At 34.5% G+C, this 22,518-nt stretch carries 19 protein-coding genes and 1 CRISPR repeat array (1 of these 20 only partly in view); of the genes, 12 read left to right on the forward strand and 7 right to left on the reverse strand.

What is annotated here, in order from left to right:
* Nucleotides 1–3: 3 nt before the first annotated feature.
* From IEV50_RS13365 to IEV50_RS13375, 3 genes are all read right to left on the reverse strand, one after another.
* A complete protein-coding gene (locus IEV50_RS13365) occupies nt 4–1,632 on the reverse strand; it encodes a PAS domain-containing sensor histidine kinase (RefSeq protein ID WP_188415136.1) in 1,629 nt (542 codons plus the stop codon).
* Nucleotides 1,633–2,084: 452 nt separating this feature from the next.
* Nucleotides 2,085–3,665 carry a M1 family metallopeptidase gene (locus IEV50_RS13370; protein ID WP_188415137.1) on the reverse strand — a complete coding sequence of 527 codons (1,581 nt, stop codon included), beginning with the start codon at nt 3,663–3,665 and terminating at the stop codon, nt 2,085–2,087.
* 338 nt (nt 3,666–4,003) lie between these two features.
* Nucleotides 4,004–5,341 carry a sigma-54-dependent transcriptional regulator gene (locus IEV50_RS13375; protein WP_188415138.1) on the reverse strand — a complete coding sequence of 446 codons (1,338 nt, stop codon included), beginning with the start codon at nt 5,339–5,341 and terminating at the stop codon, nt 4,004–4,006.
* 132 nt (nt 5,342–5,473) lie between these two features.
* On the opposite strand from IEV50_RS13375, the gene IEV50_RS13380 reads away from it, so the two are divergent.
* The 9 genes from IEV50_RS13380 (at nt 5,474) to IEV50_RS13420 (ending at nt 13,869) form a co-directional block, all read left to right on the forward strand.
* Entirely contained in the window at nt 5,474–7,981 is a 2,508-nt protein-coding gene (locus IEV50_RS13380; RefSeq protein ID WP_188415139.1) for a PIG-L family deacetylase, read from the forward strand.
* A 97-nt stretch (nt 7,982–8,078) separates the two neighbouring features.
* The gene (locus tag IEV50_RS13385) at nt 8,079–9,770 is read left to right on the forward strand and encodes a sodium:solute symporter family protein (protein ID WP_188415140.1); all 1,692 of its coding nucleotides are present in this window, start codon (nt 8,079–8,081) and stop codon (nt 9,768–9,770) included.
* A gap of 33 nt (nt 9,771–9,803) precedes the next feature.
* Nucleotides 9,804–10,322, forward strand: a complete 519-nt coding sequence (locus IEV50_RS13390; protein ID WP_188415142.1) for a DUF2911 domain-containing protein — start codon at nt 9,804–9,806, stop codon at nt 10,320–10,322.
* A gap of 305 nt (nt 10,323–10,627) precedes the next feature.
* Nucleotides 10,628–10,816: a hypothetical protein gene (locus IEV50_RS13395; RefSeq protein ID WP_188415144.1), complete on the forward strand. Its 189-nt coding sequence runs from the start codon at nt 10,628–10,630 to the stop codon at nt 10,814–10,816.
* A 477-nt stretch (nt 10,817–11,293) separates the two neighbouring features.
* On the forward strand, nt 11,294–11,608 hold the full coding sequence (locus IEV50_RS13400; RefSeq protein WP_188415146.1) for a hypothetical protein: 315 nt from the start codon (nt 11,294–11,296) through the stop codon (nt 11,606–11,608).
* Nucleotides 11,609–11,623: 15 nt separating this feature from the next.
* Nucleotides 11,624–12,085: an NUDIX hydrolase gene (locus IEV50_RS13405; RefSeq protein WP_188415148.1), complete on the forward strand. Its 462-nt coding sequence runs from the start codon at nt 11,624–11,626 to the stop codon at nt 12,083–12,085.
* A 137-nt stretch (nt 12,086–12,222) separates the two neighbouring features.
* Nucleotides 12,223–12,468: a helix-turn-helix domain-containing protein gene (locus tag IEV50_RS13410; protein ID WP_188415150.1), complete on the forward strand. Its 246-nt coding sequence runs from the start codon at nt 12,223–12,225 to the stop codon at nt 12,466–12,468.
* An 88-nt stretch (nt 12,469–12,556) separates the two neighbouring features.
* The gene (locus tag IEV50_RS13415) at nt 12,557–13,408 is read left to right on the forward strand and encodes an NAD(P)-dependent oxidoreductase (protein ID WP_188415152.1); all 852 of its coding nucleotides are present in this window, start codon (nt 12,557–12,559) and stop codon (nt 13,406–13,408) included.
* A 59-nt stretch (nt 13,409–13,467) separates the two neighbouring features.
* Nucleotides 13,468–13,869: a GlcG/HbpS family heme-binding protein gene (locus IEV50_RS13420; protein ID WP_188415154.1), complete on the forward strand. Its 402-nt coding sequence runs from the start codon at nt 13,468–13,470 to the stop codon at nt 13,867–13,869.
* Nucleotides 13,870–14,215: 346 nt separating this feature from the next.
* Here the strand turns inward: IEV50_RS13420 and IEV50_RS13425 are convergent, their stop codons facing one another.
* Nucleotides 14,216–15,583: a hypothetical protein gene (locus IEV50_RS13425; protein WP_188415156.1), complete on the reverse strand. Its 1,368-nt coding sequence runs from the start codon at nt 15,581–15,583 to the stop codon at nt 14,216–14,218.
* 719 nt (nt 15,584–16,302) lie between these two features.
* Here IEV50_RS13425 and IEV50_RS13430 point away from each other — a divergent pair.
* Nucleotides 16,303–16,788: a DUF7004 family protein gene (locus IEV50_RS13430; RefSeq protein WP_188415157.1), complete on the forward strand. Its 486-nt coding sequence runs from the start codon at nt 16,303–16,305 to the stop codon at nt 16,786–16,788.
* Here IEV50_RS13430 and IEV50_RS13435 read toward each other — a convergent pair whose 3' ends face one another.
* The gene (locus IEV50_RS13435; RefSeq protein WP_229746729.1) at nt 16,789–17,739 is read right to left on the reverse strand and encodes a DNA adenine methylase; all 951 of its coding nucleotides are present in this window, start codon (nt 17,737–17,739) and stop codon (nt 16,789–16,791) included. It abuts the gene before it with no gap.
* A gap of 246 nt (nt 17,740–17,985) precedes the next feature.
* Here IEV50_RS13435 and IEV50_RS13440 point away from each other — a divergent pair, with 246 nt between their 5' ends.
* Nucleotides 17,986–18,309, forward strand: coding sequence for a hypothetical protein (locus IEV50_RS13440; protein WP_188415160.1), 324 nt, complete (start codon nt 17,986–17,988; stop codon nt 18,307–18,309).
* 12 nt (nt 18,310–18,321) lie between these two features.
* Here IEV50_RS13440 and IEV50_RS13445 read toward each other — a convergent pair whose 3' ends face one another.
* Together IEV50_RS13445 and IEV50_RS13450 are read right to left on the reverse strand one after the other, a co-directional pair.
* The gene (locus IEV50_RS13445) at nt 18,322–20,868 is read right to left on the reverse strand and encodes an ABC transporter permease (RefSeq protein WP_229746730.1); all 2,547 of its coding nucleotides are present in this window, start codon (nt 20,866–20,868) and stop codon (nt 18,322–18,324) included.
* Entirely contained in the window at nt 20,861–21,550 is a 690-nt protein-coding gene (locus IEV50_RS13450) for an ABC transporter ATP-binding protein (RefSeq protein ID WP_188415162.1), read from the reverse strand. The genes IEV50_RS13445 and IEV50_RS13450 overlap by 8 nt, the downstream gene beginning before the upstream one ends.
* A gap of 104 nt (nt 21,551–21,654) precedes the next feature.
* Here IEV50_RS13450 and IEV50_RS13455 point away from each other — a divergent pair, with 104 nt between their 5' ends.
* Complete coding sequence (locus IEV50_RS13455) at nt 21,655–22,335, forward strand: arylesterase (protein ID WP_188415164.1); 681 nt, start codon at nt 21,655–21,657, stop codon at nt 22,333–22,335.
* A gap of 64 nt (nt 22,336–22,399) precedes the next feature.
* Nucleotides 22,400–22,518: direct repeats of the CRISPR family, unit length 46 nt; unit sequence GTTGTGATTTGCTTTCATTCTTTGAGATACTGATATTTACAACAAC; it runs 610 nt beyond the window's last position.

Genomic DNA, 22,518 nt, shown 5'->3' on the forward strand with positions numbered 1-22,518 from the left:
AATTTAGTTAATAGGTATGCTGAAGTAGAAACAAGAACCTTTGCCTGGTTCACTTTCTACCCATATTTTACCATTGTGTCTGCGTACAATTTCTGCACTAAGGTATAAACCAATTCCAAAACCTGATATGGTATGGTTGCTTTCTACTCTATAATACCTATCAAAAAGTTTTTCTAAATCTTCTGCTTTAATTCCAATTCCACTATCCTTTATACAGCAGGTAATAGAATCGTCATTGCATTTGCAGTCAACATCAATATTTCCGCCACTTGGAGAATATTTAACAGCATTGCTAATAAGATTCGAAATAACATTCCCAATCTTGTCTCTATCTGCATTAATTTGAATAGATTTATCAATGCCTAGGTTGATGTTATGAGAGCTTTGTAAAATCCCAGCATCATCCACTACTTCTCTGAAAAGTTCTTCCAAATCAAATGTTTTTTTATCAATCTGAAGTTTTCCAGATTCTAATCTGGAAACATTTAAAAAACCATTTATCATTACAGTCATTTTCTTGATTTGGTTGTAAGCTTTATCAAGTGCATTAGCTAAAAAATTATCTTCTAATTTTTTAGCACGAAGTTGAAGAACCTGTACAAAACCATTTAGCGCAGTTAATGGTGTTTTCAACTCATGACTAACCATGCCTATAAAGTCATTCTTTCTGAGTTCATCAAGCTTTCTTTCTGTAATATCCATAAAAAGACCAAAATATTCACTTGGCTCCCCATTCTTTTTATTAAATACTTTTCCCGTTGCTTTTACCCATTTTATTACGCCGGTTTGTATGTTTTTTATAGGGTATTCCGTATCATTAGATTCTTGGTTATCTATAGCTTTTTTCAATATTATCGATAGCGGGTTATGATATTCTGGTAGCATAGCCATCATTATATTTTCCATTTCCGGTTTTTCGCTAAACGGTATGCCTAATATATTTTTAACAAAATCAGACATCGTAACTTCCAAAGTTTCGAGATTTATACTCCACGTACCCATATTTGCAGTATCGATAGCCTGAAGTAATCTTTCTTCGCTATCTGATAAATCTTTTACACGATCTTCAACGCGAGTTTTGAGTTCACGGTTTAATGAGCTTAAATTTTCCCTGGCCTCATGCAATTCTTCGTTTGTTGCATTTAGTTCTTCATTATATGAAGCCAGTTCTTCGTTTAGTGCCTGCTCTCTTTCCAAAGCAACTTCTTTTTCAGCAGCTATTTTCAGTTGCTGATGATTAATTACCCTTTCTGTAACGTCTACAGCTGTGTGTAAAACACAAAGTGTTTTTCCATTCTCGTTTTTAATAGCCCTGTATTCGAAATCAAAATAAAATGTTTTAAGCTCACCGTTAATAATTAAATCTGCAGCGGTATCTTTTCCGGAAATTACAAGGCCTTCGATCCAGACTTTTTTGAACATATCTATAAAAGGCTGACCTTTTAATTCCGGCAAGGCATTTTCTAATGATTTACCAATAACGCTTCTGCTTTTCCCCCAGATTCTTAGCATTGCATCATTAGCCATTTGTATTACCGCATCTTCTCCAATATGAATTGCTGTTGCAGTTGGCGTAATGTTAAATATATCTAATAGCTGCTCCGAACTTAATAACAGGGAATCTGAACTCATAAAATAATGATGTACTTAATATCAAAAATTTAAATATTTGATAGTAACAAGAACTTTATAAAATATGTTTGAAATTTAACCGACTAAATAGCGATGAAATTGGATTTTATTTAGAAGCTATTATTTTATTTGTTATTTATGTTAATTGTCGCGTGGATTATATAGAAAAATATAATATAATATTCTACAAAATCCCGTTGATAAGGAAGAGTTCCTAATCAATTTATAATTTCTTAATTAAAAAATTCTTGTATAAAGGCTAAGAGTCTGTTTAAAATTTATCTAATAATTTGTTTATGCTTCTTTTCGGCTGCAACATCATTAAATATTTCGAGATAGGCTGGCTATCTCTGCAACATTTGCCTTGTTTCGCTCAAAAAAAGCGATAAACATTTTCACAATATAAATTTAAACAGGTTCTAAGACTAATTATATTTTAAAAAAGTTATTTACTAAAATTTGCCTTGCTGATTTAGCAAGCTAAAGTATTTATCTAAATTTACACCAAGCGATTTTTCAAAAGAAGCTTTAAAGTCTGTAGGTGTTGGGTGTTTGTTTTTCCACTCTGAAAAATATGCCTGAAATGCTTTGTCAAATTTTTCCTGACCAATTTCTGATTCCAGAATATAGAGCCAAAGAGCGGTTTTAGCGTAAGAAATTAGACCGTATTCTTCTGAGGTTTTAAAGTCGGCTGCAGGTGTTTCTATGGCCGATTGCATTGGTACATTCGATAATGCACCATATATACTTGCAAGAAATTTATCAGTTGGTAACTCCTTAATTTTTTCGGGAATAGCATCACCAAAGATAGAGTTCGATTTGTATTTTTCTGCTTCATATCTAAACTGGTAAAAGGTGTTAAAGCCTTCATCCTGCCAGGTATGCATTCGCTCGTTACTACCAAGCATACTCATAAACCAGTTATGGCCAACTTCATGCGTAATCACACCATCAAGGGTTTCTTTCTTTGCATCAGGACTTGTTATAAGCGTTATTGTTGGATATTCCATGCCGCCGCTTGCGTTATTTTTTGGTCCCTCAATGGCTTGTACAACGGGATATTCATATTCTCCAATCCATTTACTGTAGTGTTTTGTTGCGTCTTTTATGTAATCAATACTATTTACCCAGAGTGTATTTTTCTTATTGTGGTAGTAACTGAAAGCATCAACAACTTTTCCAGATGCAAGTTTTACAGTATCATATTGAATAACTAAATCTTTATCGGCAAACCAAGCAAAATCAGGAACGTTACTAACAGAATAAGTTAAAGTTTTAGTGCCAGATTTACTTTTTGGATTATATAATTCAGGCTTATCATTTCTGGTTGATGCATTTTTTGCGCCAATTCGTTTATAGTCTGCCAGTTCATCGGCATTTTGCATTACACCTGTTGCGCCAACAACATAAGTAGATGGTAAAGTGATATTCACTTTGTAATTGGCATACTCGCTATAAAATTCACCCATATCTAAATAGGGAAATTCATGCCAGCCATCTTTATCAAAAACTGCAGGTTTCGGGTACCATTGCGTTACCATAAATTCTGTTTCAGCATAACCCGAACGCGAAAAATAGCTTGGTAATTTCACATTAAAATCAGTTGTAATGTTTATAGAATCGCCAGGTTTTAAAGTTGATGGAAGTACTACTTTGATTATATCTATGAATTGTGGATTAGGGTGAGCTTCGGTTTTTGCCACTTGTCCGTTTACTTTGAAGTTTAAGCCATAAATACTTCCGTAAGTTACATTTTTTAGTTTTTCCTTACGGGAAGTATCACTGTTTATCTGTTTGAAAAGTGCAGTTGATTCGTTTTTATAGGCATTTGGCCAGATGTGAAACCAAATAAAATCAAGTGCCGTATTAGAATTGTTTTTGTAACTAATGGTTTCAAAACCTTTTAAAGATTTCTCTTTATCGTTTAAAGTAACATCAATACTGTAGTTTAAATTTTGTTGAAAATAATTTTGCTGAGCAAATAAGGTAAGCGTAAAAAATGATAATAAAGCCGTTAGAAAAGTTTTCTGCATGTTAAATTTTTTCGAAAGATAATAAATTGTACTAAAAATGAAAGCTTTTGATGTAATGGAAATACTGTTGCTAATCTCTTTGAAAGTTTTTAAGTTTTAATCCTGGATCAATCAGCAATTTATTAATTTCTATACAACTGAATATTTAGATTATGACTTTGGTGCAAAAGTAGGAATATTCAGGTAAAGAAAAATCAACCATCTCTATATCCAGATACATGATTTTAAGCTTCTCGCATTCTTCGATAGGGAGTTGAACTGCAGTTACTTGCCCATTCTGGCTTGATAAATATGAATGCACACATAACAAACTTAGTGAATATTTTTCAATACCGATTTTAAATTTCCTTAATTTGATATTCTTCTATTTTACGGTAAAGCGTTGTAAGCCCGATTCCTAATAATCTGGAGGTTTCGGTTTTATTTCCTTTGGTGTGGAATAAAACCTTTTGAATGTGTTGTTTTTCTACGTGTTGTAAATTATAATCATTTTCTATCGGTTCAAATTCAAAAAACTCTGGTGGTAAGGCGGTTGTATTTAAAGTTTGTCCATCAGATAAAATTACAAGTCTTTCAATTACATTTTTTAATTCTCTGATATTTCCTTTCCAGTTATGCTCACTAAGAATGGATAGAAGTTTATCGTCCATTTTAATTCCGGTCTTATTCACCTTGCCCGAAAATTCTTTAAGATAATGATCAGCAAGTGCTTCAATATCACCTTTACGTTCTCGAAGCGGAGGCAAAGTAATACTGAAAACTGAAAGTCGGTAATACAAATCAGAACGAAACTTGCCCGAGGCTGCATCAGCTTTTAAATCTTTATTGGTTGCTGCTAAAATGCGAACGTTTACTTGTTGAGTAAGTGTATCTCCAACTTTTATAAAACTTTGGTTCTCTAAAACCCTTAAAAGTTTGGCCTGTAAATCGAGGTTCATCTCGCCGATTTCATCTAAAAACAAAGTGCCACCATTAGCCTCTTCAAGTAAACCTTTTTTATCTTTATTTGCACCCGTAAATGCGCCTGCTTTATAACCGAAAAGCTCGCTCTCTAATAATTCAGGGCTAAAACCGCTGCAGTTTAACGCCACAAAAGGTTTTAAAGCTCTTGGGCTATCATAATGAATTGATTGTGCAAAAACTTCTTTTCCTGTGCCTGTTTCGCCCAAAAGCAAAACAGTTGTATCTGTCTGGCTAACTCTTTTAGCCAATTCTATTGCTTCTTTTAAAGCTTTTGACTGGCCAATTATTATATTGAAACTATGCTTTCTGGTAATCTTATTTTCTAATTCGAAAACTCTTTGTTGCAGGGTTGATTTCTCCATCGCTTTATAAAGCAGAGGAATAATTTTATCATTATCATCACCTTTAACCAGGTAATCAAAAGCACCATTTTTAATCGCCAGAACGCCATCAGCAATAGTTCCGTACGCGGTAAGGTTTATAATTTCTACGAAAGGTTTAATCGCTTTAATATCTTTAACTAAGGCAACGCCATTTACGTCAGGCAATTTAACATCGCTGATAACGAGATTTACATCGTTTGTTTTAAGCATTTTAATGCCTTCCTTTCCTGTATCTGCCTGCAGGGTTTTAAAGCCTTCAAGTTCGATAATACGAGAAAGTAAACTGCAAATTTTCTTTTCATCATCAATGATGAGGACAATTCCATTCATAGGTTGAATTTATGAGGCAATATTAAGGATAAAACAGGAATTTGCCTCGATAATAATTTGTACCTTTTTCGTTTCCTGCACTTTAAAATAAAACCATTTTTAGCATCTTTGAAACAACACAAAGCAAACTCTATGTTTAAGCCAATAACCATAACATTTTTTTTAGTTTTTTTTGCGATTTTTTGCTCGGCCCAACAGGTTCGTCCATCAAAATCTTCAGAAATTTACCGAGAACTGAAAACCCTGAAACATATTCCAAAAGTTTTATACCTTGCTGCACATCCTGATGATGAAAATACGGGTTTATTATCTTGGCTAATTAATGATCAGAATGTAGAAACAGCTTATTTATCATTAACCAGGGGCGATGGCGGTCAAAATCTTTTAGGAACTGAGCAAGGTGCTGCTTTAGGTTTAATTAGAACGCATGAACTTTTAGAAGCCAGAAAGCTCGATGGTGCTCAGCAATTTTTTACAAGAGCGATTGACTTTGGCTTCTCTAAAAATACAAAAGATACTTTTAAACAATGGGATGCAGACAGCATTACTGCAGATGTGGTATGGGTTATCCGTAAATTCCGTCCTGATGTAATTATTTGTCGGTTTCCACCAACGTCTGCAGCTGGCCATGGTCAGCATGCGGCATCGGCAGTAGTTGCAGAAAAAGCTTTCAAAGCAGCTGCCGATAAAAATATGTTTCCCAATCAGTTAAAATATGTAAGCGTTTGGCAACCAACAAGATTATTGTGGAATACCTTCCGCTTTGGCAGTGTAAATACAACGGCAGAAAATCAGTTTAAAGTTACAGTCGGCCAATATGATGCACAACTAGGAATGGGTTATGGCGAACTGGCCGGTTTAAGCAGAAGCTTACACAAAAGTCAGGGTGCAGGAACACAGTCTGTTGCAGGTATAAGGAACGAATATTTTACTCATGTGTTGGGTGAACAGGCTAAAACATCACTCTTTGATGGCATTACTAAAACGTGGGTAGCAAAAGGAAATGCAGACATTGATCAATCATTAGATAAAATCATTTCAGCATTTAATTTTAACAAACCCGAATTAAGTTTAACCGCTCTACTTGCCTTGAGGAAAAAAGTATTGGTTTTGAAAGATCAGCACTTAAAAAAGGATAAGCTTTTTGCATTAGATAACATCATTTTAAGCTGTTCTGGATTTATGGGCGAAATGGTAACCAATCAGGCAGAAGCTGTTGCAGGAGATAATTATAATTTTAGGCTAAACCTAATTTCAAGAGCTACGAATTCTGTTGTTTTAGAAAATGTGAAATGGTTAAATCAGTCAGAAACTTTCAATAGAAAGCTATCAGGAGATTCGTTAATCACGATAGAACATAAACTGCAAATCCCAAACGATGCAGCTTTAACAGAACCTTATTGGATGGCCAAACCGCCAAAAAATGAAGCAACATTTTCGGTTGCCAATGATACATTAATTGGTTTGCCCGAAGCAGAATCGCCTTTAAATGTTTTACTATCTTTAAAGATCGGAGATGAAAAAATTCAGGTTAAACTGCCTTTATCTTATAAAAAATTAGATCCCGTACGCGGCGATGTTGTAGAGGCTTTGCGCATTGTTCCGGCTTTAGAATTAAAATTTACCCAACCCATTTATATAATAAAAGAAAACGAAGATTTGCGTGTAAGTTTAAGCTTTAAAGTGAACACAAATAAGAAGTTTGATAACGGCAAAATAAACCTAATGTATAATGGAGAGCGTTTAGGTGGTGCAGATTTTACGAATATAAATGTGAAAGAGATCACCATTGATTATCCTATACCAAAAGCAAAACTTGAGGCTATAAATTCGAACCGATTGCAATTATATGCTAGTTATGTTATTGATGGAATAACCTATAATAAAAAACAAGTGTTAATTCAGTATCCACATTTACCTTCCTTACAATATTTTGCATCTGCAACGGCAATCATTATTAAAAATGATATTCAGGTTAGGGCAAAAAAGGTTGGTTATATTCAGGGTGCAGGCGATTTCATTCCCGAATTTTTACGTATTGCAGGCATTCAGGTTGATGTTTTAAAAGATGAAGATTTTTATGGATATGTTGATGAATCTGGTGTAAATGGTGGTTCGAATAAGCTTTCTCAATATGATGCAATTGTGCTGGGTGTTCGAGCAAATAATACCGAGAAAAAACTCGGTAGATGGATGCCTTTTTTATGGTCGTATGTTAGAGCTGGTGGTAACTTGGTTATGCAATACAATACTAATCAAGATGTAACGGTTGATAAATTGGGTATATATCCATTCAGCATAGCAAACAGAAGGGTTACTGAAGAAAATTCGGAAGTGAAATTCTTAAAACCAAATCATAAATTACTAAACTTTCCGAACAAAATCACACCAGATGATTTTAAAGGATGGGTACAAGAACGTGGTGCCTATTTTCCTGATAAATGGGACGCAGAATATGAACCGCTTTTTGAAATGAATGATACTGATGAGGAACCTTTGCAAGGATCTACATTATACGCAAAATATGGTAAAGGGAATTTTATTTATACGCCTTTAGCTTTTTTCAGGCAGTTGCCAGCAGGTAATGTTGGAGCAGCAAAATTGTTTTTTAACTTCTTGTCGGCACAGCAAAATAAATGAAAAACCAACTTAAAAACTGGAATACATGGTATATATTATTGGCACTGGCATTAATATTTCAAATCGTATTTTATTATTTGTTTACTAAATTCTGGGCATGAGTAATATCGATTGGATGGTGCTCATTTTTACGCTTGTTGCCGTTGTGGTGTACGGTGTTTTTATTGGCCGCGGACAAAAAAGTAACGAGTCTTATTTAAAAGCAGATAATAAAATGCCCTGGTACATTGTGCTTTTGGGTATTATGGCCACTCAGGCCAGTGCAATTACTTTTCTTTCAGCGCCCGGACAAGCTTATACTGACGGCATGCGCTTCGTTCAGTATTATTTCGGTTTGCCATTAGCGATGATTGTGATTTGTATTACTTTCATCCCCATTTTTCAACGACTAAATGTTTACACGGCTTACGAGTATCTTGAAAATCGTTTCGATAAAAAAACAAGAGTTTTGACTTCCTTACTTTTTCTGTTTTCCAGGGGATTATCAACCGGAATAAGCATTTATGCACCTAGTATAATTCTTTCAAGTGTTTTAAACTGGAATATTTACTTAACCAACGTACTAACCGGTGGAATACTTTTAATTTACACCTACATAGGTGGTGCAAAAGCGATTGCACATACTCAAAAGCTTCAATTCTTGATTATTTTAGGAACCATGGCTTTTGCTGGTTATTTACTTGTTCAAAATATGCCAAATGGTATTGGTTTTAAAGATGCACTCTATCTAGCAGGGAAATCAGGCAAGTTAAATGTAATTACGACAGAATTTGATTGGAAAGATAAATATAACATTTGGAGTGGTTTAATTGGTGGGTTTTTCCTTGCACTTTCTTATTTCGGTACCGATCAAAGTCAGGTTGGACGATACATCACTGCAAAAGATAATACGAATGCTAAAATGGGTTTACTTTTAAACGGATTGGTTAAAATCCCTATGCAATTTGCAATATTATTAATTGGCGCTCTGTTGTTTGCTTTCTTCTCGCTAAAACCCGCACCAATATATTTTAACGAGCGTTCTTATCAATATTTAAAAGAAACAAAACCCGAACAAGCTGCAGTTTTTGAAAAAGAGCATCAAGCTTTGCAACAGAAATTTAATGCAGAATCAAAAGAAATTCTAAAGCTGAAAAAAAGCCACTCTACTGCTTTGGTTAATACAATTGAAGATTTCAAAACTACTCAATCAAAAGTTAAAGATTTGCATGTCAGGGTAGAAGAAGCGATTAATAGTTCAAATTATAACGCCGAGAAAACCGATACGAATTACATCTTCCTTTATTTTGTGAAAAATACATTGCCTGTTGGGATGATTGGTTTGCTTTTCGCAGTGATTTTTCTGGCAAGTTGGGGTTCTATCTCAGCTGCATTAAATTCATTAGCCGCCTGCTCACTAAAAGATGTTCACCTAATATTTAACAAAAATTTGCCGGATGATAAAACAGAATTAAGATACAGCAGATTACACACTTTAGCCTGGGGGATTTTTTCTATTGGGGTTGCTATGTTTGCTACGCAAATGGGTTCTTTAATTGAAGCTGTAAATGTTTTGGGTTCACTTTTTTATGGTCCCATTTTAGGGATTTTCCTGGTGGCTTTCTACTACAAAAAAATAAATGGACCAATCGTATTTATTTCTGCAATACTATCAGAAATTGCAGTTATTGCCGTTTATAAATTCGACATCGTATCATTTCTTTGGCTTAATGTTATAGGAGCTGCTGCGGTAATCATATTTTCGGCTTTTGGCTTATTGTTTTATCAGCCTAAAGCAGTAAATTCGTAAAATAAAAACAACAACCCAGATAAAAATAATACTATGAAAACGATGATTAAATCTGTTACCTTGCTTTTAACGGCAATAACAATTTCAGTAAGTGCATTCGCTCAGGAAGCAAAAAAACCTGCAAGTCCGGCAGCAACGGCAACAGGTAAAGTTAAAGAAGCAACAATTACCATTGCTTATAGCAGCCCATCAGTAAAAGGGCGCAAAATTTGGGGTGGTTTAGAGGCTTATGATAAAGTTTGGCGTGCCGGTGCAAATGATGCGACAACTTTTGAAACCGATAAAGATATTATGGTTCAGGGTAAAGCCTTGCCAGCAGGTAAATACAGTTTCTTTTTAATCCCTAAAGAAAGTGGCACCTGGACAGCAATTTTTAATAAAGAACCTAAACAATGGGGTGCATATAAATATGAAGAAGCTAAGGATGCTTTACGTGTTGATGTTAAAGTGAAACCATTAAAAGCAACTCAGGAAACATTAGTTTATAAAGTTAATAAGGCTGGTTTTACAATGGATTGGGATAAAATTTCTGTTCCTGTAGCTATAAAATAACTTCATTAATCTGAAAAACTAAAAGTCCCGATTTTCCCTCGGGACTTTTTTTATGACCAAACTTTCATGCTGTACTCAAACATATCTTGATTTAATTTTAATATATAATTAAGTAATTCTAATTATCTAGTCTTCAAATCAAAATACTCACAGCATTTTACGGCCTATAAAAATTCATAAAATAAAAGTTGATTTTATATCTTGACCGTTAGAATTGTTAATTTACCGTCAAATAGATTTTTCCTTCGTATTTTAAAAAACATTTCTCAAACAGTCATGTTATTTTTCTATAAAAACAATACATCATGGCCCCTTTAAAAACAGACGAAATCCAAAATGACACCCTCAACAGAACTTCACAAGAAAATGAAAATAACCTGCATTTAGAAATGCATCCAGAAGCTTACAAAGTAAAGAGACCCTCTCCAGATAAAATGCAAGCTGTTTCTGCTTCTCTAAGAAAATATGCTCACGGACTTTATGGCTTGTTATAGTTTTAAAAAATCTTAATTTCTTACGGGGAATAAGGACTTTAGAGGTAATTATTCTCCGTTAATTTTTTATTGCCATCACCGTAGCGCTACATTTCGTATCCATAAACGCAACTCAGTTTTATTTCTTTCTCCAAGTTTTTTCTAAATCATTTTCCTTTCCAAGATGGTCGTGGTTAGTTAACAAATTTAAGTAGTGCTTGCATCTAAAATGATTTAATCTTAGAGCCTGTTTAAATTTATATTATGAAAATGTTATCGCTTATTTTTTGAGCGAAACAAAGCAAATGTTGCAGAGATAGCTAGCCGATCTCGAAATATTTAACAATGTTGCAGCCGAAAAGCAGTATAAACAAATTATTAGATAAATTTCAAACAGGCTCTTATAGCTGTTATTAATGCTTATCTTTAAGAAAATACCTTGTAATTAATAGGTATTTCGCCTTTCATTTTGATCTTATTTTTTATAAAAAATTAAAAATGGCAAGTAAAAGTTTAGAATTGCAGGCGAAAAACTACCTGTATGAATTGAATAATACCGCGAACGAATATGGCTTTGCTGCAACGGATTGGAGATTTAGTTTAGCTAACGCTACAGAGAAAAAGACTATTACAAACAATTATTTCCCCTTTGTTTTTGTAGAGGTTATGCCTAATGATTTATTTGATTTTAATGAATTTATTAAAGTTAAGTATCAGGAAGCACAGTCGGATGCAGATTTAAAGCTCATCAATAAAAAAATCATGCTATCGCCAGTATATTTCTGTGCTTATAATCCCGAACGTTTATCTTAAAATGTAAATGCAATAATGAAAATCAGTGCAGGATTATTGCTTTTTCGAAAAACAAATCATCACCTAGAGTTCTTTCTGGTTCATCCAGGTGGACCATTCTTTGCCAAAAAAGATGCAGGTTGGTGGACTATTCCAAAAGGTGAACTTTTAAAAAACGAGGAACCATTAATTGCTGCAATTCGTGAGTTTGAAGAAGAAACTGGTTTTAAGCCATCAGGAGATTTTGTCGGATTAAATTCTATTGTTCAAAAAGGTGGAAAAAAAGTGCTTTGTTGGGCAATTGAATTTGATTTGGATGCTTCGAAAATAATTAGCAACACTTTTGAAATAGAATGGCCTCCACGCTCAGGTATTAAGAAAAATTTCCCAGAGATTGATAATGCAGGTTGGTTTGAATATGATGAAGCTGTTAAATTAATTAATGAAAAACAGATTTCCTTTTTAGATGAAGCAGTTGTTAAGTTTTGTGCAAACTAATTCTCCAGCGGAATTAAAGATTCCAAATTCCTGAGTTCTTTTTTAGTAAATAATCTCGAATTGATAAAACCCACACAGATTCTAAAAAGAAGCTTGCAGCACTGCCTTCCATCGCATCTAAAGTAAGTTGGGCATGTATGAGCCGTGCAACTTTTTATAGATTGTTTAAACGGGAGCTGGGTATAAGTCCGAATGATTTTATTCTGACAGAAAAGATAATTAAGGCCAAAGATTTACTGGCAAATCCTTCGGTAAAAATTACTTCTATAAGCTACGAACTGGGTTTCAGTGATGCTAATTATTTCATTAGGGTTTTTAAAAAATTAGAAGGTATAACGCCAGGTAGTTATCAAAGTCAGCTATTAAAATCGGGTTTTTATTAGATTTGGGCTTAAAGCAATAACCTACATGCTTGTTTATATTAAAAGGATTATGTTTCTCATTTAAATCTTATTGTTTGATATTTGTTTTATGGAGCAGAAAAAAATAGGATGGATAGGCTTGGGTAATATGGGTACCCCTATGGCAGAGCAATTGATAAAAGCAGAATATCCAATACAGGTTTACAACAGAAGTAAAGATAAAGAAGATGCGTTTAAAAAATTGGGTGTTTCAGTTTCATCATCACCAAAAGAATTATTAAACAGTTCGGATATTGTAATTATTATGGTTTCTGATGATGAAGCAATAGAGCAGATTTTTAAAAATGAAGATGGTTTGCTTCATGATGATTCTAGTGGAAAAATAATTATTAACATGAGCACAGTTTCGCCAGGTATTAGCAAATCAATGGCTGCATTATGTAAAGCAAAAGGAAATGCATATTTAGATGCTCCAGTATCTGGAAGTGTTAAGCAAGCAGAAACTGGTACGTTAGTTATAATGGTTGGAGGCGATGCAGAAACTTTTGATACCGCTAGGCATGTTCTTGAAAAATTAGGTAAGCTGGTTATGCATATTGGCGATAACGGAGCGGGTAATAATTCAAAACTTGCTATAAATTCTTTGCTGGCGCTTTATGCAGAAGGCTTAGCGGAAACAGTTGTTTTTGCAAATCAAAAAGGGATTAAGACTGAAGATTTACTCAACCTTATTAACAATGCTGCGATAGGAAATATCTTCACTAAAATTAAAGGTGATGCAATAATTACAGATAACTATAAAGCAGCATTTGCACTAAAACACATTGCAAAAGATTTAAGGTTAGCTAAAGCAGAAGGACTATCTTCGCCATTGGCAAATGCAGCTTTTGAAACCTTTAAAGCAGCAGAAGAGAAATACGGAGAAGATGATATCATTTCAGTTATAAAAGCTATAAAATAAGTAATCTGTAAACTTTATATATATTAACTTGTTGTCTTTTAAATTAATCCATATAAAAAATGAATATCAAATTAGAGCAGGCAGAAGCTGTAATTGCGGCTGCAAAAAACAAAGCATCAGAAATAAATACAAAAATGAATATCGCTGTTGTTGATTCGGGCAGTAATCTTATTGCCTTTGTACACATGGACGGTGGCTGGATTGGTTCGGTAGATATATCTATTAAAAAAGCCAAAACTGCGGCCTGGTTTCAAATGGATACGAAATCACTTACGCCTTTGGTTGGTCCGGGACAACCATTATTTAATATTGAACACTCTAATGGCGGTTTAATCACTTTTCCGGGTGGTGTAATTCTTAAAGACTCATCTGGAGAAATTATTGGAGCTATTGGCGTTTCGGGTAGTACGGTTGATGATGATCATGCGGTTGCCGAGGCTGGTGCTGCAGCGGTAAAATAAAAAAATGCCTGCCTGATTTTAAATTGGGCAGGCATTTCCATATTTCATGAAATACATTTTCAAGTGTAATTGAAAAATGATTAAAAATTATCGATTCTTGAGAATTATAATTATTAAAGGCGCTCGTCGTACTTAAGTAGACTAATGATTATCTTGTAAGGAAGCGGTAATTGAGGAAAAATAATTTGATGTTTTGTGTCAAAAATCTGAAAAACCATTTTACTTTGGCTTAAGAGAAAGCTAATCTTCCAAAATTAAATAGCAGTGTATACTTTGAAGCGAAATTTGGTAGTCACTATTGAGGAACACTCATTATAACTACACATCTGCTAATAGTTAAAGTAATTTAAATTTTCATTAATGCAGGATAGATCCTTATAAAAACCTGTGCGCCGATTGGATTTTTCCCATATAAGTTATTCAATGCGTTGTTTGTATTGTAAAATGAGATTTGTGTACCAATTGCGCCTCTGAATTTTTTCAGATTTAAAACGTCATAATTAATGCCAGCACTTAAAGCATGTACACCATAAAGATTTTCTCCATAAAAGGATTCATTAAGGTTTAATTCTTCTGTTGATTTTTGTACCCATTCGTATCTGCTATAAAGTGAAAGTTTTTTTACCCGATAAGCTGTTTCTAATAATACTGCATTTTCACCCTCATGGCCTTTTGTTTTGTTTAAGCCCCACAATGCTGTAGCATTTAAGCTTTTCTCATCGCCTAATGGCAATGCATAAATGGCTGATGCAATAGTTCTGTTTACATCTTCGTTAGCATGCAAACTTTCAGGACTTTTTATCCAGCCATGAGATACTTGTAAAGCCCAATTTTTATTTGGGTTGAAAGAAAGTCTGGCACTATACGAATCGAACCTGGGTTTATCAAAATCAAAACGATTTTCATCAGGCTCTCTTCCAGTGAAAGAAGATGCTTCAACTTTAAATTTATCATATCGGTAACCAATTGTTGCTACACCGAAAGTGATGTGTGTACCGTCATTCCAATGGTGAGAAATTGGTGCATCTGGATTTGACAATGCCGACGGGCGATGCATAAAGGCAACAGAACCAAGCGCCGGCTCTCCCGGATAACCCAGGTATAAGCTAAGATCTGATTTTTTTGAAAAAGCATAGGTATAGGCAACTGATAATTCAGAAAATAAATCATGCGGGTGTTGCCGGTCTACCAAAGGATTTCCTTTCCAGCTTTCGCCGGTTTGAAACAATAATGGGTAACCATTGCCGCCTTCTGTTAATCTGTCAAGTGATAACATTGCGCCAAAATGAACTAAACCTTTTTCGCCAATTTTTCGTTGTCCCATAGCCATAAACCAGTTTGGCGCATCAAATTTATCATCTCCACGATTTCCTTTATCTCCAACATCCTGCTTAGTGTAGCGCAGAGCTATGTTTCCGTGTAACATATACATCCATTTCTTTGAGTGAATCATCAACCCATACATTGGTGATGCATCTGGTAGCCATGAGGTACCAGAACCATTTCTGCTCATCGGAAGATTTAAAGAATAGGAATGGCTCATTGGTGTAGTCATGTTCATGTTATGCATATCGTGGTTCATACCCTTCATTGTCGAATCCATGCTTTTAACAACAGAATTTTTCTTAGCAGGCATATGCATTTCATGTTGAGCGTTGGATTTATACGTTGCAGCAAAAATAATTATACTTAATAGTGTTAGTTTTAACTTCATGATTTAAAGGGTATTTCAATTTAATGATGTAAAATTAGGATGATATGTTACGCTTACTTTATATCATTTCAGAAATGTTTTATATAATTAATTACAAAGTTTCGCGATAACTCTTTTTTTTCTTAAACGCTCTATTGGTAGGAGAAGAGTAGTTGCCCTTCTTGAAATTGGTACTATTGCCCACCACACCTTTAATTCATGTGCGAGTGGAGATATATGACCTATATTGTATGGCTCAAAAAGGTATTTCTATTTATAATTTTACTGTTTCTGCCTTGCTATCTTTATATCATCCTTCGGAAGGATTGGGGAGGTAAATTACCGCCAACCAGAGGTATTTAGTATTTCATTTTGCTTTGCAAACCCGCTATCTGCACTTTGTATCCTCCTTAGCAGAGGGCAGTAATATATCAACCACCCCAAAACAGTTCAATTTTACAAATCGACTTACTCTAAAAAATCAACAATTTTTTTGTTGACTCATTAACTAATCCCTCCCTGAAAAAAGGGGGTAGCTGGACAATACTATAAAGCTTATTAAGCGAAATGCCTAAAATCATTCAATCCAAAAATTAAAACAGATTTTGCCATCGCATTAACTACTTCGCTCCTAATTTATGAGGGGGCGGGGGGTGGTGGTGGTTAATAATACTATCAATCTCAAAAAAAATCCTTAAATTTATGGTACGTCCCTTTTTATTTACTTCAATTTAAATGGAATGTCCACATGTATTAAAACAATAAATAATCATATTATTATCGAATTTGATAAAGGGAGCTTTGATAATTGGTGCGTTTATGTAACAAAAAATGGGCTCAAAAGGTACGCACCTTTGGATACAGAATATTTTGGGCGTATTCAGGAAATAGGCAAACAATATTCAAATCAAAAAGTATATAACGATTTCTTAAAAGTCTATCTGTTTACGGATAAAACCATCAACCCCGATGTTTTAAAGATTATCGATTTAATTGCAGAAGATTACGCAGAACACACAGAAGAAATTAATATTTGGTTTACCGTAATTTATGCAGGCATGATTGCTGAAGAAAATAAGGAATACGCAATTTTGAAAAAAAGAATCAAAAGACTAGGTATGTATCAGGTATTAATTGAAAATTTAAACCCAGAATATGCAGCAAATTTTTCGAAAGGAAAAAAGTGGCAAGAGTTGGATATGGTTATGAAAGAACAAGGGTTTTAATTATGTTAATTGGTAATTCATAATCAAAATCTCATTTATTTCACCTCTTTTCTGCGCATTGGAGTTTATCATTCGCTTGGCTTTAACCCTTAAAATTGTATTTGATGGTTTATCATAAAGATCATCAAAAAATAAATCTGCAGGATTTAAATTTTTTGGGTCAGAATTACTTAAAAGCCACAAATGCTTTTTTTTTGTTAGTAATTCTGTAAAATCAGCAAGTCTGTTTTGTTGTTCATCACCAAATTCTCCTTTGGCATAAGCATTAAAGGAAGAAGTTTTACTAATGGGTTTGTATGGTGGATCGAAATAGAAAAAGCTTTTTTTTCCAATGTATTTTACTGTTTCAGTATAATCGCCGTTTAGTATAGTAATATCTTGCAAAAGCTTACTGATTGCCAAAATATTTAATGGGTCGGAGATTTTCGGTCTGGCATATTTTCCAAATGGAACATTAAATAAATTTTTACTGTTTACGCGATATAAGCCATTAAAGCAAGTTCGGTTTAGGAAAATGAAAAAGGCCGAATTTTCAGTTATATCATCAGTTTTAAAGTTAAATTTAGTTCTGATGTTTAGAAAGAAATTCCTTTTTTCTTCTTCAAAATTTAAGCCATAATAATCTGATTCAATTGCATTCAAAATCGTGATTAGTTCTTCTGGCTTGGCTTTTATTGTTTTGTAAACATTTATCAAATCGGTATTGATATCGTTTATTACAGCTTTTTTGATATTAAATTTCTGAATAAACCAAAAGAAAATAGCACCACTACCAATAAATGGCTCGATATAAGTTAAATCATTTATCTTTTCAATTTCTTTAGGTAAATACTGCTCAATTACAGGAATTAACTGTGTTTTACCACCTGCCCATTTTAGAAATGGTTTAGCAATTGTATTTTGTTTGGCGGTATTCTGCAAGGTAAAAGGTTGGTTGGTTTTATGTTGCAAGGTATAAAATTACCTTCATTCTGAATGCCCTAAAAACATAGTTTTATTATTAATGCTCAATTAAAATCCTGCTCCCGTTTATTTTAAGTAAATTTGGAAAAATCAATAGATGGTTGGGTTCTCCCGACTGAGAAATAAAATCTGCTAAAGCGGTTAATAATCACTTTTCAATACCGGATTTTCTTTAAACATAAGGATTAAACAAGTGCACCTGCTCCAAACAAATGCTGGTGATTAATTAAAAATATGGAAAATAAAGAAATAGAATTTCAGGCAAAAATGTACGCTTATGCAATAAACAGCGCTACAAAAGAATATGGTTTTAAAAAAGATGAAGGTTGGAAACTTAATTTAGCGAATGCAGCTGAGAAGTTAGAAATTGAGCAAAAATATTATCCTACAGTTTCAACTCAAATCACTTCAGAATCTTTGCAAAAGTTATCAGAGCTGGTTAAAATTGAGTTGAATCAAACACCTATTTTTGCTAAAGATCCAATTAATACTTTTGGTGCTCAACATTCAGATTCCGAATTTATTATCGCTTATAATCCAATCAGAGTTCATCGCTAATAAACAATTACATTAATTTCCTTCATTTCGTAAAATTTGCAGCGGTGGTTTATTTAATATACTTCTGCTGCTTAATACACCCGTTATTACTACCAGTAAAATCACACTGCTGAAGAGTAAAAAAGTTGGTAATAAAGGGGGAATAAATGAAGCATCGAAACTAAACTTTGCCAATGCCCAGCTGCCACTTAATGCAAGAATTAATCCTGCGGCTGCGGCAAATAAACCTAAGAAAAAATATTCTATAGCGTTTATAGCAAGAATTTGTTTTCTGCTTGCACCCATGGTTCTGAGCAGAATGCTTTCTTTTATGCGTTGGTTTTTACTCGTTAACACAGCTGATATTAAAACAATCCATCCTGTTATCATGCTAAAACCTGCCATAAACTGAATAACAAAACTTATTTTGCCAAGCAGTTCATCCAGCAGTTTCAAAACTAAACCCAAATCAATCACAGAGATGTTTGGAAACTTACGAACTACGGCACCCTGAAAACTTGCTGATGTTTCGCTGTTTGGCACCCTGGTCATTAATACATGAAATTGTGGCGCCTGCTCTAAAACTCCCGACGGAAATACAACACGAAAATTGGTTTGCATCCTGCTCCAGTTAACTTCTCTTAAACTGCCTACAACCGTTGGCAATAGCATACCCTGAACATTGAAAACAATTTTATCATTTAGTTTGACTTTAATACTTCGGGCAAAATTTTGATCCAAAGAAATGTAAACAACATCTTTTGGGCTATTAACTTGTGCAATCCATTTTCCATCAATAATTTTTTCTGCAGCAGTTAAAGTATCCTGATAAGTGGCACGGATTTCATTTCTGAAAGCCCTTTTATTTGTACTGTCAGCACCCGCCTTTTTGCCATTAATTTCTTCAATTCTCATGGTAATTACCGGAACCTGGTTCATTAAAGGTAATTTGTAAGATTTTGCCAAATCAGTAACAGCTATTTTTTGGGTGTTCTGAATATCGAATAAAACCATATTAGGTTGCGAAGCGCCCGAAGAAAGGGTAACTCTGTTTATCAAAATACCTTGTACGAAATAAAGCGTACAAATAAAGGCTGTTGATAATCCGATAGACATAGTGAGCATTAACGTTTGATTGTTTGGTCGATATAAATTTGCAAAGCCTTGTCGCCATAAATAACTTAAAGACGCAGGCAAAAGTTTCTTCACCAAAAACATCAAAATGCCAGAAAAGGCCATTAATAAAAGGAAAGCAATTAAAATTCCCGCAGTAAATGCGATGGTTTGCAGCCAGGTTTTCATTTGCAAATAGGTGAAACCCACAATGAAGGCCATCATTAACAAATAAACAAAACCCTTTAATAAATCTCTTTTTTTCGATGTACTGTTTTCGAAAGTTGCCCTAATTGCGTTAAGGGGAGAAATTCTTCTTACGGATAAAAGTGAAGGCAAAGCAAATAAAACAGAAATAACTAAACCAAGCAATAAGCCCTGGCCAATTGCCGACCAGGAAACCTGCATGGTAATTTCTACAGGAAGAAAATCTTTTAGTACAATGGGTAATAAAAACTGTATTAAGGTGCCTAGAACCGATCCGATTATAGCAGCAATGATACCAATGAAAGAAACCTGGATGAGATAAATCAAGAAAGCATCCCAGGCTTTTAAGCCCATACATCTTAAGGTTGCAATGGCTGATAATTTTTCCTGAATATATACATGAATGGCACTTCCTACACCAACGCATCCAAGTAATAAAGCAATAAATCCGGTTAATGCTAAAAAGCGATTTAAATCTCCAAAGCTTCTTCCGGTTTGCTCTTTTCTTTCGGCAACGGTATCTAAATCTAAGCTTTCTTTCTCTAGTTTTGGCTGGAGCTGTTTTATTATCGAAGTCAGTTCATTCGAACTGTTAAATTTGTAATAATATTTGTAATTAATTCGACTCCCGGTTTTAACTAGACCTGTTTTATCGAGGTATTTAAGTGGAATATAAACGATAGGCGCTACGCTTGATGAAATACCTGTTTGCCCAGGAGCTTTATCCAAAACACCTGCAATTTTAAAACTCAAATCGCCTACATTAATCGAATCGCCTGTTTTTGCATTAAACTGGAGCATTAAAGTTTTGTCAACAAGAGCATCTCTACCACTAAAAAAACTTTTAGCTGCACTTGCTGGTGTAGTTTCTATTGAGCCATAGAAAGGATAGTTCCCCTCTAAAGCCTTCATTTGTACCAACCTGCTTCCACCACCTTTTACAAAATAAACCATCGATGCAAAAGTGCTTTCTGCTGCCCGATCATCGCCCATAGTTTTAAGCATTTGCTGGGTTTGCTTACTTACAGCTTTACGGCTTTCTACAATTAAATCAGCACCTGTTAATTCTTTTGCCTGCCTGTCGATATCATTTTGAAGGTTATCTTTAAAAGAATAAACAGCCACTAAAGCAGCAATACCTAAAATTATGGAAGATATAAAGAGAAATAAACGCGAACGGTTTTTGCGACTATCCCTCCAGGCCATTTTAAATAACCAGGAAATTGGAACGTTTTGTTTTGGAATTGGGTTGTTAGACATAATTCGGGTTTTCGTCGGCTATAATTAAGCCACCTTTCATTTTAATCACTCGGTTTGTTCTTGCTGCTAAATCAGGGTCGTGCGTTACAATCACAAGTGTGGTTCCTGCATCTTTATTCAAATCAAACAAGAGTTTTATAATTTTTTCACTCGTTTCTGCATCAAGATTTCCCGTAGGTTCATCAGCAAAAAGCAGTGCAGGCCTATTTGAAAATGCCCGGGCTAGAGAAACCCGCTGTTGTTCACCGCCTGATAATTGTACGGGATAATGGTGACCTCTATCTGCAAGCCCTACCTTATCCAGTAATTCTAAAGCATGCGATTTTATATTTTTAGCACCTCTTAACTCAAGTGGAACCATTACATTTTCTAAAGCTGTTAAGGTTGGCAACAACTGGAAATTTTGAAATATAAAACCCACATACTGATTGCGAACTGCTGCTCTTTCATCTTCAGTTAGCTTATCTAAAACCACACCGCTCAGTTCAACACTACCCGAACTGGCTCTGTCTAAACCTGCACAAAGACCAAGTAATGTTGTTTTTCCACTTCCCGAAGGCCCTGTTATTGCAACAGTAGAACCTGTATCAATTGAAAAATTAATGTTGTTTAAAACAGTAAGTTCACGCCCTGCGCTTTGATAAATTTTACTTACATTTCGGATGTTCAATATGCTTTCCAATGGCTGAAAATTTTAAATTTTGGTTTGGAACGCATCAAAACATAATGCGCCTTTTTCCGTTAAAGGTAATGGCTTTTTGATTTTAAGAGACAGAAAAAATAGATATGTTACGAAAACGCTTAATAGCACTAATTGTTTTGACAGGAATATTACAAGCCTGCTCAAATTCAGGGAATAAAGATAAATCTGATGGTACAGATGTAGCAAAAAATATGGTGAAAGAGGTTTCACAACCTGTTAAAAATATCTTGTTTTTCGGAACAAGTTTAACGGCTGGTTTAGGTCTTGACCCAACGGAGGCTTACCCTGCCTTAATTCAAAATAGGATTGATTCACTAAAAATGCCTTATAAGGTTATAAATGGAGGTTTGAGCGGCGAAACATCGGCAGGAGGGAAGGGCAGGATAGATTGGCTTTTGAAACAGAAAGTAGATGTTTTTGTATTGGAACTTGGTTCTAATGATGGTTTACGCGGTGTACCTGTAGCCGAAACCACTAAGAATTTACAAAATATCATTGATAGGGTTAAAACGAAATATCCTGATGTAAAATTGGTGATGGCAGGCATGCAAATGCCACCAAGTATGGGTACGAAGTACGCGGCGGATTTTAAAAATATATTTCCTGAATTGGCAAAGAAAAATAATATGAGTTTAATCCCATTCTTGCTTGATAGAGTTGGAGGCATTCCAAAACTAAACCAGCCAGATGGCATTCATCCAACAGCTGAAGGTGATAAAATTTTAGCCGATAATGTTTGGGTGGTTTTGAAGCCCTTGCTGTAGACGCTTATGCAGTTTCCAACTGCCGTAGGAGCAAAAAAAGAATGAAAGCAAATCACAACCGCAGGTTGTGATTTGCTTTCATTCTTTGAGATACTGATATTTACAACAACGCAATCAGCATCACATGTATATAAAACTCCGTTGTGATTTGCTTTCATTCTTTGAGATACTGATATTTACAAC

The organism is Pedobacter mendelii (genome assembly GCF_014635725.1).
GTDB classification, from domain to species: domain Bacteria; phylum Bacteroidota; class Bacteroidia; order Sphingobacteriales; family Sphingobacteriaceae; genus Pedobacter; species Pedobacter mendelii.